The following is a 16,288-nucleotide window of genomic DNA, read 5'->3' as shown; positions in this document are numbered from 1 at the left end:
CTTTGGTTAAAAATGTCATGCCCGGTTGTCCGGGGGGGGGGGGGGGGGGGGCGGGGGGGGGGGGGCGGGGCCGGGGGGGGGGGGGGGGGCAACCCCCCCCCCCACCCCTCGGAGTTTCGCCGCCGTTCCGTGCTCCGACCTCCGGAGGAATGTCGGATTCCGTTGCCAGAACGGACAGAACGTCTCGGCATTGCCGCCACCCGCAGGAAAAAACTGCCCCTAGGGCGGGTCTCCGCAGAATAATTTTCACCGGCTCCCCTTGAGTGGGCGATCCTTGGCTGGTTACGGTGTGCTCACAAGAAGATCTACCGCCGGAGGGCAGTCATGACGGAAATCCTTTCGCCTGTGGGTGTCCCGGAGGGCGCCACGACCGCAGAGCGTGTGGTCGAGCACCCGGCGTGGCCCGTCCTCAAGGACGCGGTCGAGGCCATCCGCCCGTGGCAGTCCAAGGACGGCTTGATCGACCTCGAGGCGGAGGGCGCGCCGCTCGCCGACACCGTCCGCGGCGAGGTCGAGCGCGCCATAGCGGCCGTCGGAGAGCTCGCCCCGCTGCTCCCGCACGACGCCGCCTATCACCAGGCGCTCATCGCGGACCTGCGCCGCTGGGCGGCCGAGGGCTTCGGCGTGCCGGACTTCCTCGACTCCCTGCTCGCCTTCCAGCCCGCCCGGCAGCGCGCCGACGGCCTCCAGCACCTCGTGCTGTTCCCGATGTACACCCAGAACGGCAACCCGGACCGTAACTTCGAGGCCGTCGTGCTGCGCATGGTCTGGCCCGACTGGCTCGCCGAGCTGGAGCGCACCCGTTACGACAACGCCCTCTTCTGCGGCATCACCTTCGAGGACTTCACGGCGGGCTACGACACCCACTCCGCCGTGCTCTTCCCCGAAACCATCGCGGTGCGCGAGGCCCCCGAGCGGTTCAGCTGGGGCGGCATCTTCTGCGACCGGGAGGCCGCCCGCTTCCGCCGGGTCAGCGAGGCCGCCATCGAGACGCTCGGCGTCGACCTTCCGCAGGACATCCGCGCGATGCTCGCCGACCAGGAGCGCTGCCAGGAGGCGTTCGTCCTGTGGGACATGGTGCACGACCGCACCCACAGCCACGGTGACCTGCCGTTCGACCCGTTCATGATCAAGCAGCGGCAGCCGTTCTGGATGTACGGCCTGGAGGAGCTGCGCTGCGACCTCACCGCCTTCAAGGAGGCCGTGAAGCTGGAGGCCGAGGGCTACCGCCAGGCGCGCGATGTGCAGTTCGCGGTGATCTTCGACCGGATGTTCCGCTTCCCCGTCACCGGCGACCGGGTGCGCAACTACGACGGGCTCGGCGGCCAGCTGCTCTTCGCCTACCTGCACAAGCACGGCGTCGTACGCTGGACGGACAACACACTGCACTTCGACTGGGAGCGGGCGCCCAAGGTCACCAACCAGCTGTGCGGCGAGATCGAACAGCTCTACCGCGACGGCATCGACCGGCCCAAGCTGGTCCACTGGCTCGCCGCGTACGACCTCGTCTCGACCTATCTCGCACCGCACCCGGGCTCGGTCTGGGCCAAGGGACCCGGCGCCCTCGACCTGGACCAGCCGCCGCGCAAGCTCGTGGACGACGTGCTGCCGGACGAGTTCCCGCTCAGCATGTTCTACGAGGCGCTGCGCAAGAAGCTGCGTACGGTGATCGAGTCCACCAAGGGCATCACGGCCGACAGCGGCGCGCTGGCGGCGGCGTGAGGACCGAACGGAACACCACCAGGCGGACGGCCGTCCAGGGGCAGGACGAGGAGGCGACGGAGATGGGTACTTCGACGGGCGGTCAGGGGCCGCTGGAGGGCGCGGTCATCGCGGTGGCGGGAGCGGCCGGACCGGCCGGCCGCGCCACCCTGCTGCGGCTCGCCGAGGCGGGCGCGGTGGTGGTCGGCGCCGACTCCGACCCCGAGCGCCTGGCGCAGGCCGTCGACGCGGCCCGCTACGCACACGGCGGCGCCACGGTCATAGGGGACACCGTCGACCTCCTCGACCTCGACCGGACCCGCGAATGGGCGGACCGTACGGAGAAGGAATTCGGCCGGATCGACGGCCTGGTCCACCTCGTGGGCGGCTGGCGCGGCTCGTCGACCTTCGCGGAGACCAATCTGACGGACTGGGACACGCTGCACAAGCTGCTGATCCGCACCGTCCAGCACACCTCGCTCGCCTTCTGCGACGCCCTCGAGCGCAGCGGCAACGGCCGCTACCTCCTCACCAGCGCGGCCGGCGCCTCCAAGCCCACCGGCGGCAACGCCGCCTACGCCGCCTCCAAGGCGGCCGCCGAGGCCTGGACGCTCGCGATGGCGGACGGCTTCCGCAAGTCGGGGGGCGAACAGGGCCCGCGCGCCGCGGCTGCCATCCTGGTCGTGAAGGCGCTCGTCAACGACCAGATGCGCGCCGAGCGACCGAACGCCAAGTTCGCGGGCTTCACGGACGTCACGGAGCTGGCCGAGGCCATCGCCGGGGTCTGGGGCCGGCCCGCCCAGGAAGTGAATGGACAGCGTCTGTGGCTGACCCCCGAGCCGTGAGCCGAGCCGTGACCGAAGCCGTCAGCGAGGCGGTGAGCCGGGCCGTGCCGCCGGCTGTGCAGCGGGCTCTGAGTGAAGCGATGAGCGCGACGGACGGCCGGGCGGCGAACCCGGCCGCCGGCGCCGGCGCGACCGATGCCCGGCAGCACCACGACACCCAGGTACGCGGCTTCGCCAGTGACAACTACGCGGGCGCCCACCCGGAGGTCCTCGCCGCGCTCGCCCTCGCCAACGGCGGCCATCAGGTCGCCTACGGCGAGGACGACTACACCGCGCACCTCCAGCGCATCATCCGCAGCCACTTCGGGCAGCGCGCCGAGGCGTTCCCGGTGTTCAACGGCACCGGCGCCAACGTCGTCGCCCTCCAGGCCGTCACCGACCGATGGGGCGCGGTGATCACGGCCGAGTCCGCGCACATCCACGTCGACGAGTGCGGCGCGCCCGAGCGGGTCGGCGGGCTCAAGCTGCTCACCGTACCGACCGAGGACGGCAAGCTCACCCCCGAGCTGATCGACCGGCAGGCGTTCGGCTGGGACGACGAGCACCGCGCCATGCCGCAGGTCGTCTCGATCGCCCAGAGCACCGAGCTCGGCACGGTCTACACCCCCGACGAGATCCGGGCGATCTGCGAACACGCCCATGAGCGCGGCATGCTGGTGCACCTCGACGGCTCCCGGATAGCCAACGCCGCGGCGACGCTGGACGTCCCGATGCGGGCGTTCACCAACGCCGCGGGCGTCGACATCCTCTCCTGCGGCGCCACCAAGAACGGCGCCATCTTCGGCGAGGCGGTGATCGTCCTCAACCCCGATGCCGTACGGGCCATGAAGCATCTGCGCAAGCTGTCCATGCAGCTGGCCTCGAAGATGCGCTTCGTCTCCGTCCAGCTGGAGGCGCTGCTCGCCAAGGACCTGTGGCTGCGCAACGCCCGGCACGCCAACGCCATGGCGCAGCGCCTGGCGGCCGGCGTGCGGGAGATCGACGGCATCGAGATCCTCTACCCGGTGCAGTCCAACGCGGTCTTCGCCCGCCTGCCGCACGACGTCAGCGAGCGCCTCCAGAAGCGCTACCGCTTCTACTTCTGGGACGAGGCGGCCGGCGTGGTGCGCTGGATGTGCGCGTTCGACACGGCCGAGGAGGACGTGGACGGGTTCCTCGAGGCGATCCGGGAGGAGATGGGTCGCTGACCGCCTCGGACATCAGTCTGCATAGCTATGCGCTCGACCGAAAAGTCATTGACCTTCGGTCGGGCGCATCGCTACGCTCCCCGATCATGGAGCTGATCCAGAACACTCCGGAAATCGCCGCCTACTTGGCGTCCAGTGAGGTCATCGATCATGGGCACCCGCTGGTCCGCGACACCGCAGCGAAGCTGCGCGCAGACGCCCCCGATGCATATGCATACGCCAAGGCCGCCTTCGCCTTCGTCCGTGACACCATCCCGCACAGCGCGGACTCCGGCGATATGCGGGTCACCTGGCGCGCCTCGGACGTCCTTGCGCAGCGCAACGGCATCTGCTGCGCCAAGGCGCACGCGCTCGTCGCGCTGCTGCGCGCGGAAGGCATTCCCGCCGCGCTGTGCTACCAGAAGTTCGAGGTCGTCCATGGCCTCGTCGCCGTCAAGCTGCCCGGCGAGGAACGCTGGGCCCGGCAGGATCCACGGGGCAACAAGCCGGGCATCGACGCGCAGTTCCGTCTCGACCGTGAACAGCTCGCCTTCCCCGTCCGCCCGGAGTTCAATGAACTGGACTATCCGGTGCTATTTGCTGAACCGCACCCCGCCGTGCTCCAATCGCTCCAGGAGGCCGTCGACCGGCCTCACCTCTGGCAGCTGCTCCCCACCGAACTCTGAGGCGGCACCCCGATGACCCGTCCCCTGCACATCTCCGACGAGGTGCGCGCCCTCGCGCCCGGCTTCGGGCACCTCGTCATCGAGGCCCACGGACTGACCAACGGCCCCAGCGACGAGGCCGGTTCGGCCCTGCTGGACGAGGCCACCCGCCGCCTGGTCGAGCGCCTCGACGGCCGCGCCCCGCAGGACGACCCGCACATCGCCGCCTGGCGCGCCGCCTACACCGCCTTCGGCACCAAGCCCTCGCGGACCCGCAACTCCGCCGAGGCGCTGGCCAAGCGCGCCCTCGCGGACGGCGGACTGCCCCGCATCAACCGCCTGGTCGACCTCTACAACGCCCTCAGCGTGGCCCATCTGATCCCCGTCGGGGGCGAGGACCTGGACCGCATCCAGGGAGACATGCGGCTCGTACGGGCCAGGGGGGACGAGCCGTTCGTGACGGCGGCCGGCGGCGCCGAGGTGGTCGAGCACCCCGAGCCCGGGGAGGTCGTATGGTGCGACGACCGGGGCGTCACCTGCCGTCGCTGGAACTGGCGCCAGGGTGTGCGCACCCGCCTCACCGAGGACTCGGTCAGCGCCTTGTTCCTGCTGGAGCGGATGGCCCCGATGACGCTGGAGGAGCTGACGACGGCGGGCGCCGAGCTGGCCGAAGCGCTGCAGAAGGCCTGCCCGGACGCCCGTGTCGAGATCGGTGAGGTCTGGTCGCAGTAAGCCGGCGAGGCGGTCCGGCCGCCGCCCGCGGTTACGCGCCGGGCGCCGCCGGAGCCGTACCGCCCAGGTGCGCCGGGATCCACCAGGTGTCCTCGTGGTCCTTGGGCCGTACCGGGTAGGCGCGCTGGGCCGCCTCCAGGAGGTCCTGGACGCGGGACCGCAGCCGGTCGGTGATCTTCTCGGCATGCTCGGCGGGGTCGGCCTCCACCGGCTCGCCCACCCGGATCGTGATCGGGAAGTGGTTACGGCCCAGATCGCGCCTGTGGCCCTTGGTCCACAGCCGCTGGGTGCCCCACAGCGCCAGCGGGACCAGCGGCACCCCGGCCTCCTGGGCCAGCCGCGCCGCCCCCGACTTGAAGTTCTTCAGGGTGAAGGACTCCGAGATGGTGGCCTCGGGGAAAACGCCGATGATTTCCCCCGAACGCAGGGCGCTCAGCGCATGCTTGTAGGCGTGCATGCCCTGGGCGCGGTCGACCGGTATGTGCTTCATGGCGCGCATCAGCGGCCCCGACACCTTGTGCCGGAAGACCGACTCCTTCGCCATGAAGCGCACCAGCCGCTTGGCGGGCCGCGCCGCCAGGCCGGCGAAGACGAAGTCGAGATAGCCGATGTGATTGCTCACCAGCACCGCACCGCCGCGGCGCGGAATGTTCTCCGCCCCCGAGATGTCGAACTTGAGGTCGAGCGCCTTGAAAACGGTACGGGCGGCGCCGATCACGGGCGGATAGACGAGCTCGGCCATATCGGGGGACCCCTTCTGTGTGCCTGGGGAGGGTTCTCCCGGCGAAGACTGTATACAGCTGTAACTTACGCAGCCGTAAGTGTGCGGCTTTCGGGAGATCGTGCCCGATCCCGGCCGTGGCGGCCAGCGTGCCGGCCGCCACGGCCGGGAGATCCTCGTCACGTGGGGACCGGCCGGGACCGGCCTCAGCCGGCCGCCCGACCGGCGGTTCTCCTCAGGAGAAGGTACATCTCGCAGCCCAGGCAGAGGCCGAAGACCGCGTTGAGGAACGCCGCGGCGAGGGCGCACCCGGTGGCCGCGAGGCCCAGCCACTGCGGCCCGACGAAGTAGCCCGTCAGTCCCACCACCGCGAAGAACAGCCCGACGCTCTGCGCAAAACGCGGCGGGGCGGCGGCCTCGAACTCATCGGGAGGGGACAGCCGGGGGCGCACCGCCACCTTGAACAGCCAGGCATAGGGGGAGCGTCGGACGCCGGCCACCGCGCCTATGGCGAAGACCAGTGCCTGGCAGGCGAGCAGCCATCCGCTCCCGGTGATCAGCACGGCTGCCAGGACGAGGGTGGTGAGCGCCGCGCCGAACCGCGGGCCCCGTACGTCGAGCTTGTCGAGGTTGTCGATGGGCATGGCGACACTCTGCCGCAGAAAAGTCCGTAGCCGGTGCCGGGAATCTTTGCGGTCTCATGAATGCTGAACGCTGAGATGACCGGATTCATGGTGTGCATCGCGGTGCTCGCGGCGGCGAGCGCCTTCGGCGTGTGGCACCGACGCCGCAATGGGAGGCTGACCGTGCGAGGGCGGGACGACGGGGAGCGGCTGGGCGCCGCCGAGATCGGCGCGGAGCTGGGGGAGCGGGCCACGCTCGTGCAGTTCTCCAGCGCCTTCTGTCAGCCCTGCCGCGCCACGCGGCGGACCCTGACGGAGGTCGCGGAGATCGTGGACGGCGTGGCGCATGTGGAGATCGACGCCGAGGCCCACCTGGATCTCGTCCGGAGCCTGAACATCCTGCGGACGCCCACGGTGCTGGTGCTGGACGCGCGCGGCGCGATCGTGCGCCGCGCGGCCGGTCAGCCCCGTAAGGCCGATGTCATAGCGGCCCTGGGCGCGGCCGTCCGTGACTGATCCGTGATGGATCTCCCAGATACCGGGCGCCACTTGACGCTGCGGCCCGAGCATCGTCAGTCTGACGTTATGCGGCCAGGAACCCTTCTGTACGGACGCGCGCACGTGGACCTTCTGCGGACCGCCAGCGCCCGCTGTCCCAGCGTGTGAGCAGCGACGACCTCACCGCTGCCGACAGCCGCGCCGCTGTCGGCGGCCCTGCCTCGGCTCGTACACCACACCAGAAGGACAACTCCATGACGGCCTCGCCCGACCTCGGCACGCCTCGCACCGCCACCCCCGACCTGCTGCGTTCCGTCTTCCGGCAGCACGCCGCCGGCGTCGCGGTGATCACCGCGCACGGCTCCCGCCCCGTCGGCTTCACCGCCACCTCCCTGACCTCCGTCGCCGCCGAACCCCCACTGCTCTCGTTCGGCATCGGCACCGGCGCCTCCAGCTGGCCCACCGTCGCCGAGGCCGGGCACATCGGCGTCCACATACTCGGCGAGCACCAGCAAGACCTCGCCGCCACCTTCGCCCGCAGCGGCGCGGACCGCTTCGGCCCGGCCACCTCCTGGCGCCCCGGCCCCGAGGGCGTGCCGCTCCTGGACGGCGTACTGGCCTGGCTGGTGTGCAAGGTGGTGGCCAGGGTCCCGGCCGGCGACCACCGCATCGTGCTCGCCCAGCCCGTCGTCGGCGACCCCGCCGGACCCGGCCGGCCGCTGCTCTACCACCAGGGTCGCTTCAACGCGCTGCGGGACTGAGCAGTTCCCGCGCGGCTTGGTCGTTCCCCGGTCAGGGCCGTTGGCAACGTCACATTTCAACGGCCTTGATTCGGGGCACAAGACTGGATGTACTGGCGAGTAATATGAGGGTCGGCGCGGGGATCCGTATCCGACCCGGAGCCGCCCCAACAGGCGCCTATGCTGCCAGCACAAGGCAGTTCTGAAGAGACGAAGCAGGTAGGAGAGCCGGCGTGAGCTTGAGGATCGTTGTCTGTGTGAAGTACGTGCCCGACGCCACCGGCGACCGGCACTTCGCCGAGGACCTGACCGTCGACCGCGACGACGTGGACGGCCTGCTCTCGGAGCTCGACGAGTACGCGGTCGAGCAGGCCCTGCAGATCAAGGAAGCCGCCGACGACGCGGAGATCACGGTCCTGACCGTCGGCCCCGAGGACGCCTCCGACGCGCTGCGCAAGGCGCTGTCGATGGGTGCCGACAAGGGTGTCCACGTCGAGGACGACGACCTGCACGGCACGGACGCGCTGGGCACCTCGCTCGTGCTCGCCAAGGCCATCGAGAAGACCGGCTACGACCTGGTCGTGTGCGGTATGGCCTCCACCGACGGCACGATGGGCGTACTGCCCGCGCTCCTCGCCGAGCGGCTGAACGTCCCGCAGGTGACCCAGCTCTCCGAGGTCGCCGTGGCCGACGGCAAGGTCACCGGCCGCCGCGACGGCGACAGCGCCAGCGAGCAGCTGGAGGCCTCCCTCCCGGCCGTCGTCTCCGTCACCGACCAGTCGGGCGAGGCGCGTTACCCCTCCTTCAAGGGCATCATGGCCGCCAAGAAGAAGCCGGTGGAGTCCCTGGACCTGGAGGACCTGGAGATCGAGGCGGACGAGGTCGGCCTCGAGGGTTCCTGGACCAAGGTCGAGGACGCGGCCGAGCGCCCGGCGCGCACCGCGGGCACGATCGTCAAGGACGAGGGCGAGGGCGGCAAGCAGCTCGCCGAGTTCCTCGCGGGCCAGAAGTTCATCTAAGGCCCGCCCCCTCTCAACCGCCCTCATTCTTCCCGCAGGAGTCATCCCATGGCTGAAGTTCTTGTCTACGTCGACCACGTGGACGGCGCCGTCCGCAAGCCCACCCTCGAACTGCTCACGCTGGCCCGCCGCATCGGCGAGCCGGTAGCCGTGCACCTCGGCCCGAACGCCGAGGAGGCCGCGAAGGTCCTCGGCGAGTACGGCGCGGTCAAGGTGCTGGCCGCCGACGTCCCCGAGTTCGCCGAGTACCTCGTCGCCCCCAAGGTCGACGCGCTCCAGGCCGCCTACAAGGCCGTCACGCCGGCCGCCGTGCTGGTGCCGTCCTCCGCCGAGGGCAAGGAGATCGCGGCCCGCCTGGCGGTCCGTATCGGCTCCGGCATCATCACCGACGCCGTCGACGTCGAGGCCGGCGACGAGGGCCCGGTGGCCACGCAGTCCGTCTTCGCTGCGTCCTTCACCACCAAGTCCCGGATCACCGAGGGCACCCCGGTCATCACCGTCAAGCCCAACTCCGCCGCCCCAGAGGCCGCCCCGGCCGCCGGTACGGTCGAGCAGCTCGAGGTGACCGTCGCCGACGCCTCCAAGGGCACCAAGATCGTCTCGCGCACCCCGCGCGAGTCGACCGGCCGCCCGGACCTGACCGAGGCCGCGATCGTGGTCTCCGGTGGCCGCGGCGTCAACGGCGCCGAGAACTTCCCGGTCATCGAGGCGCTCGCCGACTCCCTCGGCGCGGCCGTCGGCGCCTCCCGTGCCGCGGTGGACGCCGGCTGGTACCCGCACACCAACCAGGTCGGCCAGACCGGTAAGTCGGTCTCGCCGCAGCTGTACATCGCGGCGGGCATCTCCGGCGCGATCCAGCACCGCGCCGGCATGCAGACCTCGAAGACCATCGTCGCCATCAACAAGGACGCCGAGGCGCCGATCTTCGACCTCGTCGACTACGGCGTGGTCGGCGACCTCTTCGACGTCGTCCCGGCGCTCACCGAAGAGGTCAAGACCCGCAAGGGCTGAGCCCGCGCCGGCAGGCACCCCGCGCCGAGGCCCCGTACGCACGCCGCGTACGGGGCCTCGGCGGCGTGTCAGTCGCCCGTCGCGCCGTCGATCCGCTCCCGCAGCAGATCCGCGTGGCCGTTGTGGCGCGCGTACTCCTCGATCATGTGCACATAGATCCAGCGCAGGTTCAGCGTCTTCCCGCTGCGCTCATGGACGAAGGTCTCGTCCAGTCCGCGGCCCTTGGCCGCCGCGTCCGCGGCCTCGATCTCGGCGCGCAGCACCGCGAAGTCGGTCTCGGCCCCGGCCGCCTCGGCGTCGTCGAAATCGGCGTCGACGTTGCGTGCGAGGTCGTAGAGATCGGCGAGCTCCTCGCCGGCGAAGCGCTCGCGGAACCACGAGCGCTCGACCAGCGCCATATGGCGCACCAGCCCGAGCAGGGTGAGGGTGGAGGGCGGGGCGCTGGCCTGGAGGAGCTGCTCCGGGGTGAGGCCGGCGCACTTGGTGAACAGCGTCTCGCGGTGCCAGTCGAGCCAGCTCTGGAGCATCTCCCGTTCGCCGGCGGCGGCGGGGAGTTCACGACGGGCGATCTGTGGTGCGGTCCATGTCATGGGGGTGAGTCTGGCGGGGGCGGGGCGGCGGCGCCACGGAGTTACGGGCCCGGGCGCGGAGCCGTGACCTGCGTCCCCTCGGGTGAGGGGGTGTTGACCTCGCTACCCGACGCGGATAACTTCGCTATACGGATTGTTGATTCCGTTACGCGGAAACATAGGGGATCGCTCGATCGTCGGGCGTGAGCACCGGGAGGGTGTCGAATGGGGCAGCAGGAGACCGTGGCGACGAGCCTTGCGCACACCGTACGCGAGGGCATCGGCGCCGCTCTCGCCGAGGTGGACGCCGACCTGGCACGGCGCTACCCGGGCGACCCCGGCACCCGGCAGCCGGTCCACACGGTCTACGTCCCCGGCGATGCCTTCGCCGCCGACACCATCCGCTCCTGGGGCGACCAGGCGCTCGCCGCCCTCGACGAGCACGCCCCCGACGCCGGTGCGCTCGCCGCCGTCCTCGGCATCCCCGACGAACTGGCCGGACCGGTCCACGACCGGGTCCGCGCCAAGCTGGAGCGCGAGCCCATCGAGGACCTGCGCATCGACTTCGAGGACGGCTACGGCATCCGCCCGGACGCCGAGGAGGACGCGCACGCCGCCCGCGCCGCCGCGCTCGTCGCCGCCGCCTACCGGGACGGCACCGCCGCCCCGTACATGGGCATCCGCATGAAGTGCATGGAGGCCGCCGTCCGCGACCGCGGCATCCGCACCCTGGACATCTTCCTCACCGGCCTGATGCAGGCCGGCGGGCTGCCCGACGGCCTGGTGCTGACGCTGCCCAAGGTGACCTACGCCGAGCAGGTCACCGCCATGGTCCGGCTGCTGGAGGCCTTCGAGAAGGCGCACGGTCTGGAGAGCGGCCGGATCGGCTTCGAGATCCAGGTGGAGACCACCCAGTCGATCCTGGGCGCCGACGGCCGCGCCACCGTCGCCCGGATGATCGGGGCCGCCGAGGGCCGCGCCACCTCCCTGCACTACGGCACCTACGACTACAGCGCCTCCTGCGGCATCAGCGCCGCCCACCAGTCGCTGGACCACCCCGCCGCCGACTACGCCAAGACCGTGATGCAGGTGGCCGCCGCGGGTACCGGCGTCCGCCTCTCCGACGGCTCCACGAACATCCTGCCGGTCGGCCCGAAGGACCGGGTCCACGAGGTCTGGCGGCTGCACCACGGCCTCGTCCGCCGCTCGCTGGCCCGCGCCTACTACCAGGGCTGGGACATGCACCCCGGCCACCTGCCGACCCGTTACGCCGCGGTCTACGCCTTCTACCTCGAAGGCCTCGAGCAGGCCGCGGCACGGCTCACGGCGTATGTCGCCAAGGCCGGCGGCGATGTCGCGGACGAGCCCGCCACCGCCAAGGCCCTCGCCGGCTACCTGCTGCGCGGCCTGGACTGCGGCGCCGTCGACACCGGCGAGGTCGCCCGGCTCACCGGCCTGACCCGCGCCGACCTCGACGCGCTCGCCGGGCGTCCGGTGAAGACGGCCTGACGCACGCCGCCGCCCGGCGGCGGACAAGGACGGAAAAAGGCCGCAGGGGCCGGGCGCGACGCACCGTTCGCCCGGCCCCTGCGGCCTTCGCCTTCCCCCCGCCGGGCCGGGCGGCCGGTCAGTCCTCCTGCGGACGGATCTCCCCCGACCCCCGCGCGATCAGCCGGGTCGGCAGCTCCACCCGCCGGGGCGGCTCGGCGATGCCCTCCAGGCGGCGGAAGAGCAGCCCGGCGGCCGTCCGGCCCAGCCGGGCCGCGTCCTGGGCGACGACCGTGATCGCGGGCCGGACGAGGTCGGCCAGCTCGAAGTCGTCGAAGCCCACCAGGGCGACCGGGCGCGGGCGTTCACCCAGGACGCGTACGGCCGTGACGGTGACCCGGTTGTTGCCCGCGAAGAGCGCGGTGACCGGCTCGGGGCCGTCCAGCATGGTGGTGGCCGCGGCCCGTACCCGGTCGGGGGCGGTGGAGCCCAGCGCCACCCAGGACTCGTCGACCGGCAGCCCGGCGTCGGCCATCGCGGTGCGGTAGCCGCGCAGCCGCTCCTTCGCGGTGTGGATGCGCGGCTGGTCGCCGATGAAGCCGATCCGGCGGTGGCCGTGCGCGATGAGATGGGCCACCGCGTCCCGGGAGCCGCCGAAGCTGTCGGAGAGCACCACATCGGCGTCGATCCTGCCGGGCGGGCGGTCCACGAAGACGGTCGCGATACCCGCCGCGATCTCGGGCTCCAGATAGCGGTGGTCGTCACCGGCCGGGATGACGACCAGCCCGTCCACCCGCCGCGCGCACAGCGCGAGCACCAACTCCTGCTCCCGGGCCGGGTCCTCGGCGCTGGAGCCGTTGATCAGCAGCGCGCCGTGGTCCCGGGCGACCTCCTCGACGGCGCGGTTGAGGGGTCCGTAGAAAGGGTCGGCGAGATCCTCCAGGACCAGGCCGATGCTGGCCGTACGGCCCTTGCGCAGGATCCGGGCCGAGTCGTTGCGGCGGAAACCCAGGGCCGTGATGGCTTCCTGGACCCGTCGCTCCGTGTCGGGGGTGACGCCCGGTTCGCCGTTGACCACCCGGGAGACCGTCTTGAGGCCCACCCCGGCGCGTGCCGCGACATCCTTCATCGTGGGCCGGATGCCGTAGCGACGAGAGGTGCCCTGCGCGGTGTCCGTCACGGTGTGCGGTCCTGATTCTTTAGGGGGCTGCTGGAGGTGCGGGGGGTGCCGTCGAGCATAGACCCTGGACAACGTTGTCAGCTGAGGTAAGACTGGCGTTCTCAGCCGGGCCGACCCGCCCCGGCTTCCCGGGCCCACCAGGAGATTCGACACCGATGCAGACGGACCTCAGCGCAGCGCTCGACATTGGCGGCACCAAGATCGCTGGTGCTCTGGTGGACGGTCGCGGCAGGCTGATCGTACGGGCCGCCCGGCCCACCCCCGCCGACGAGGACGGGGCGACCGTGATGCGTGCGGTGGCCGACGTGGTCCGGGAGCTGGCCGCGGGACCCGACTGGGCGCGGGTGGCGGCCGTGGGGATCGGCAGCGCGGGCCCGGTGGACGCCTCGGCCGGCACCGTCAGCCCGGTCAACATCCCCGGCTGGCGCGACTTCCCGCTGGTCGCCGGGGTGCGGGCACTGGTCGGGGAGCGGCCGGTGGCGCTGGTCGGCGACGGCGTCGCGATGACCGCGGCCGAGCACTGGCAGGGCGCCGCGCGCGGCCACGCCAACGCCCTGTGCATGGTGGTCTCCACCGGCGTCGGCGGCGGACTCGTCCTGAACGGCCGCCTGCACCCGGGCCCCACCGGCAACGCCGGGCACATCGGCCACATCAGCGTCGACCTCGACGGCGACCCCTGCCCGTGCGGCGCCCGCGGCTGCGTCGAGCGGATCGCCAGCGGCCCCAACATCGCCCGCCGGGCGCTGGCCGAGGGCTGGCTGCCGGGCCCCGACGGCGACTCCAGTGCGGCCGCCGTCGCCGCCGCGGCACACGCCGGCGATCCCGTCGCCGTGCGCTCCTTCGAGCGGGCCGCCCAGGCGCTGGCCGCCGGGATCGCGGCCACCGCGACGCTGGTCGAGATCGACATCGCGGTCGTCGGCGGGGGAGTGGCGGGCGCCGGGGACGTCCTCTTCGTCCCGCTGCGCAAGGCCCTGCGCGACTACGCGACGCTGTCGTTCGTAGCGGACCTGACGGTCGTACCCGCCCAGATGGGGACGGATGCCGGTGTGGTGGGCGCCGCCGCGGCCGCTGCGCAACAGTCCCGTCTCGATGCCTTCGTCCCTGCGCCCTGAGGCCACCACCCGCCCCCGTGCGCCCCTTAGTCTGTTGCCGACCGCGCCGTACACCGTGAGTGACACGGCGTACCGGCAGACATACGGGTATCGAGGGGATCGGCGACGATGACACCGGGGGAGCGTGAGGTGCGCGGAGCGGACGAGCCGGGTGAGCCCAGCGGGACGGGTGGTGAGGCGGCTCCGGCGCCCGGCAACGGCGCGCCCGCCGCGGCCTCCAGGAGCGGACCCGAGCGCGGCACGGACGCCGATCTGACCGGCCGGGTGCTCGGCGGCCGCTACCGCGTCACCGGCCGGCTCGGCCGCGGCGGGATGGGCGTGGTCTGCCGCGCCGTCGACGAGGTGCTGGGCCGCGAGGTCGCCGTCAAGGTCCTGCGCGCCTATACCGACGCCTCCGCCCCGGAACTCGCCGATCTGCGCACCCGGATGCAGCGCGAGGCGCGGGCCGCCGCCCGTATCCGGCACTCCGGCGTGGTCACCGTCCACGACGTCATCGACGAGGACGGCCGCCCCGTCATCGTCATGGAGCTGGTCGACGGACCCTCGCTGGACGACGCCATCCAGCAGCAGGGCGCCCTCGACCCCCGGGAGATCGCCCGGATCGGCGCCCAGGTGATGGACGCGCTGGACGCCGCCCACCAGGTGGGCGTGCTGCACCGCGATGTGAAGCCCGGCAACGTGCTGTTGGACCGCACCGGACGCGTGGTGCTCACCGACTTCGGCATCGCCAGCATCGAAGCCCCCGGCGACGGCGCCACCACCAACATCACCCGCAGCGGCGAACTGGTCGGCTCCCTCGACTACCTGCCGCCCGAGCGGGCCCAGGGGCAGGATCCCACCCCCGCCTCGGACATCTGGTCGCTGGGCATGACGCTGTACGCGGCCGTGGAGGGCAGCGGCGCGCCGTTCCGCCGGACGTCGGTGTGGTCCACGCTGACCGCGATCGTCACCGAGCCGCTGCCGGAGCCGCAGCGGGCCGGGCCGCTCACGCCCGTGCTGCATGCGCTGATGGCCAAGAACCCGGCCGACCGGCCGTCCGCCGCCGAGGCGCGGAGCCTGCTGACGGCGGTGGCCGAGGGGCGCGAGCCGGCGGGTGTGCCGATGCCCGGTGCACCGCATCTGCCGACCGCGACGGACATCCGGCCCGTCGCGCCGCCGCCCCCGCCGCAGGAGTTCGGGCAGGCGGCGGCCGGCCAGGGCGGGGCCGCGCCCGCAGGTCCCGCGCCCGTCGCCCCGGTCAACTCCGCTGCCCCGCCCGCCAGTTGGCTGTCCGGCGGCCCGGGTTCCCCGGCCGCCGCCGGCCACCCGGCCCCGCCCGAGGCCGCCACCCCCGTCTCCGCCATCAGTCCCGGCTTCGACCCGCCCGGCGTGGTGAGCGGCCCGGCCGTCGGCAGCACGGGCATCCACCCCCATCTGCCGAACCCGTCGGACGGCGACACCGAGCGGCTGCCCGCCCGCCGTCGCCGTCGGATGCTGCTCGCCGTGGCGGCCGTGCTCGCCGTTCTCGCCACCGGCGGCGGAGTGACGTACGCGCTGGTCGGCGGCGGGCCGAGCGACACCGTCGCGCACGACGGACGGCAGTCGGCGGCACCGGCCGGGAAACCGACGCCGGCCGCCGACCCGAACCCGGACGGCAGCAAGAAGCCCGGCAAGGGGGACGGCAAGGGCCGGGAGAAGGGCGCCGGTGCGTCGCCCTCCGCGTCCCGGGGGCCCTCCGGCACCCCGACCGGCAAGAACCCCAAGCCCGGTGCCCCGGGCGGGAGTTCGGGCGGCCAGAGCGGTGGCGGGAAGACGGACGGCGGCGGTACGGACGGCGGTTCCGGCGGCTTGTTCGGCGGCGCCTCCGGTACGTCCGGCGGGACCAGCGGCGGCGGCAGCGGCAACGGCGGCAGCGGCAGTGGTGGCAGCGGCGGCGGCGAGCCCACCCCGCAGACCTCCTGCGTGTCCATCGGCGGCGGCAAGACCAACTGCGACGTCTGGCGTGCGGCCACCTCCTACACCGCGTCCTTCCAGCAGGCCGGCACGCTCAACGCGGGCACCAACTACTTCTACTGCCAGGCGAAGCTGGGCCGCCGCGAGACGTACGGGAAGTGGACGAACGTCTGGTGGGCCAAGACCGATGACGACAACGGCAACACCGGTGTCTACATCAGCGTCGTCTACCTCACCGGCGGTGAGAACGACAAGCCGGTGCCGGGGCTGCCCACCTGCTGACGGC

Annotated in this window: 16 protein-coding genes; 12 read left to right on the top strand and 4 right to left on the bottom strand. The window is 72.3% G+C overall.

The window, feature by feature from the left end:
• The first annotated feature begins 324 nt into the window (after positions 1 to 324).
• The 5 genes from ACIGWZ_RS18505 to ACIGWZ_RS18485 all read left to right on the top strand — a co-directional run bounded on the left by ACIGWZ_RS18505 (position 325) and on the right by ACIGWZ_RS18485 (position 5,109).
• Positions 325 to 1,722 carry a DUF6421 family protein gene (locus ACIGWZ_RS18505; RefSeq protein WP_400065826.1) on the top strand — a complete coding sequence of 466 codons (1,398 nt, stop codon included), beginning with the start codon at positions 325 to 327 and terminating at the stop codon, positions 1,720 to 1,722.
• Between the two features lie 62 nt (positions 1,723 to 1,784).
• The gene (locus ACIGWZ_RS18500; protein WP_400065824.1) at positions 1,785 to 2,546 is read left to right on the top strand and encodes an SDR family NAD(P)-dependent oxidoreductase; all 762 of its coding nucleotides are present in this window, start codon (positions 1,785 to 1,787) and stop codon (positions 2,544 to 2,546) included.
• Positions 2,547 to 2,626: 80 nt separating this feature from the next.
• Positions 2,627 to 3,733: a threonine aldolase family protein gene (locus ACIGWZ_RS18495; protein ID WP_400065822.1), complete on the top strand. Its 1,107-nt coding sequence runs from the start codon at positions 2,627 to 2,629 to the stop codon at positions 3,731 to 3,733.
• An 86-nt stretch (positions 3,734 to 3,819) separates the two neighbouring features.
• Positions 3,820 to 4,398, top strand: coding sequence for a transglutaminase family protein (locus tag ACIGWZ_RS18490; RefSeq protein ID WP_400065820.1), 579 nt, complete (start codon positions 3,820 to 3,822; stop codon positions 4,396 to 4,398).
• 12 nt (positions 4,399 to 4,410) lie between these two features.
• Complete coding sequence (locus ACIGWZ_RS18485) at positions 4,411 to 5,109, top strand: B3/4 domain-containing protein (protein ID WP_400065818.1); 699 nt, start codon at positions 4,411 to 4,413, stop codon at positions 5,107 to 5,109.
• Between the two features lie 31 nt (positions 5,110 to 5,140).
• Here ACIGWZ_RS18485 and ACIGWZ_RS18480 read toward each other — a convergent pair whose 3' ends face one another.
• Entirely contained in the window at positions 5,141 to 5,851 is a 711-nt protein-coding gene (locus tag ACIGWZ_RS18480; RefSeq protein WP_400065816.1) for a lysophospholipid acyltransferase family protein, read from the bottom strand.
• 185 nt (positions 5,852 to 6,036) lie between these two features.
• Positions 6,037 to 6,474: a DUF4395 domain-containing protein gene (locus tag ACIGWZ_RS18475; RefSeq protein ID WP_400065814.1), complete on the bottom strand. Its 438-nt coding sequence runs from the start codon at positions 6,472 to 6,474 to the stop codon at positions 6,037 to 6,039.
• A gap of 75 nt (positions 6,475 to 6,549) precedes the next feature.
• Here ACIGWZ_RS18475 and ACIGWZ_RS18470 point away from each other — a divergent pair, with 75 nt between their 5' ends.
• The 4 genes from ACIGWZ_RS18470 to ACIGWZ_RS18455 all read left to right on the top strand — a co-directional run bounded on the left by ACIGWZ_RS18470 (position 6,550) and on the right by ACIGWZ_RS18455 (position 9,721).
• Positions 6,550 to 6,969, top strand: coding sequence for a thioredoxin family protein (locus ACIGWZ_RS18470; protein ID WP_400066459.1), 420 nt, complete (start codon positions 6,550 to 6,552; stop codon positions 6,967 to 6,969).
• Between the two features lie 236 nt (positions 6,970 to 7,205).
• Positions 7,206 to 7,712, top strand: a complete 507-nt coding sequence (locus tag ACIGWZ_RS18465; RefSeq protein WP_400065811.1) for a flavin reductase family protein — start codon at positions 7,206 to 7,208, stop codon at positions 7,710 to 7,712.
• Positions 7,713 to 7,924: 212 nt separating this feature from the next.
• Positions 7,925 to 8,710 (top strand): electron transfer flavoprotein subunit beta/FixA family protein, encoded by a 786-nt coding sequence (locus tag ACIGWZ_RS18460; RefSeq protein ID WP_400065809.1) that lies wholly within the window; start codon positions 7,925 to 7,927, stop codon positions 8,708 to 8,710.
• Between the two features lie 48 nt (positions 8,711 to 8,758).
• Entirely contained in the window at positions 8,759 to 9,721 is a 963-nt protein-coding gene (locus ACIGWZ_RS18455) for an electron transfer flavoprotein subunit alpha/FixB family protein (RefSeq protein WP_400065807.1), read from the top strand.
• A 68-nt stretch (positions 9,722 to 9,789) separates the two neighbouring features.
• On the opposite strand, the gene ACIGWZ_RS18450 is transcribed toward ACIGWZ_RS18455, so the two are convergent.
• Positions 9,790 to 10,311, bottom strand: a complete 522-nt coding sequence (locus ACIGWZ_RS18450) for a DinB family protein (RefSeq protein ID WP_400065805.1) — start codon at positions 10,309 to 10,311, stop codon at positions 9,790 to 9,792.
• Between the two features lie 204 nt (positions 10,312 to 10,515).
• Between ACIGWZ_RS18450 and ACIGWZ_RS18445 the strand changes: the two genes are divergently transcribed.
• On the top strand, positions 10,516 to 11,799 hold the full coding sequence (locus tag ACIGWZ_RS18445; protein WP_400065803.1) for a DUF6986 family protein: 1,284 nt from the start codon (positions 10,516 to 10,518) through the stop codon (positions 11,797 to 11,799).
• Between the two features lie 118 nt (positions 11,800 to 11,917).
• Here ACIGWZ_RS18445 and ACIGWZ_RS18440 read toward each other — a convergent pair whose 3' ends face one another.
• Positions 11,918 to 12,958: a LacI family DNA-binding transcriptional regulator gene (locus ACIGWZ_RS18440; RefSeq protein ID WP_400065801.1), complete on the bottom strand. Its 1,041-nt coding sequence runs from the start codon at positions 12,956 to 12,958 to the stop codon at positions 11,918 to 11,920.
• Between the two features lie 155 nt (positions 12,959 to 13,113).
• Here ACIGWZ_RS18440 and ACIGWZ_RS18435 point away from each other — a divergent pair, with 155 nt between their 5' ends.
• Together ACIGWZ_RS18435 and ACIGWZ_RS18430 are read left to right on the top strand one after the other, a co-directional pair.
• Complete coding sequence (locus tag ACIGWZ_RS18435) at positions 13,114 to 14,070, top strand: ROK family protein (RefSeq protein WP_400065799.1); 957 nt, start codon at positions 13,114 to 13,116, stop codon at positions 14,068 to 14,070.
• Positions 14,071 to 14,199: 129 nt separating this feature from the next.
• Complete coding sequence (locus ACIGWZ_RS18430; protein ID WP_400065797.1) at positions 14,200 to 16,284, top strand: serine/threonine-protein kinase; 2,085 nt, start codon at positions 14,200 to 14,202, stop codon at positions 16,282 to 16,284.
• Positions 16,285 to 16,288: the final 4 nt, after the last annotated feature.

The sequence above is a fragment of the Streptomyces sp. NPDC053427 genome (assembly GCF_044544985.1).
Classification (GTDB): Bacteria; Actinomycetota; Actinomycetes; order Streptomycetales; family Streptomycetaceae; genus Streptomyces.
This window is presented reverse-complemented; position numbering and strand designations above follow the sequence as displayed.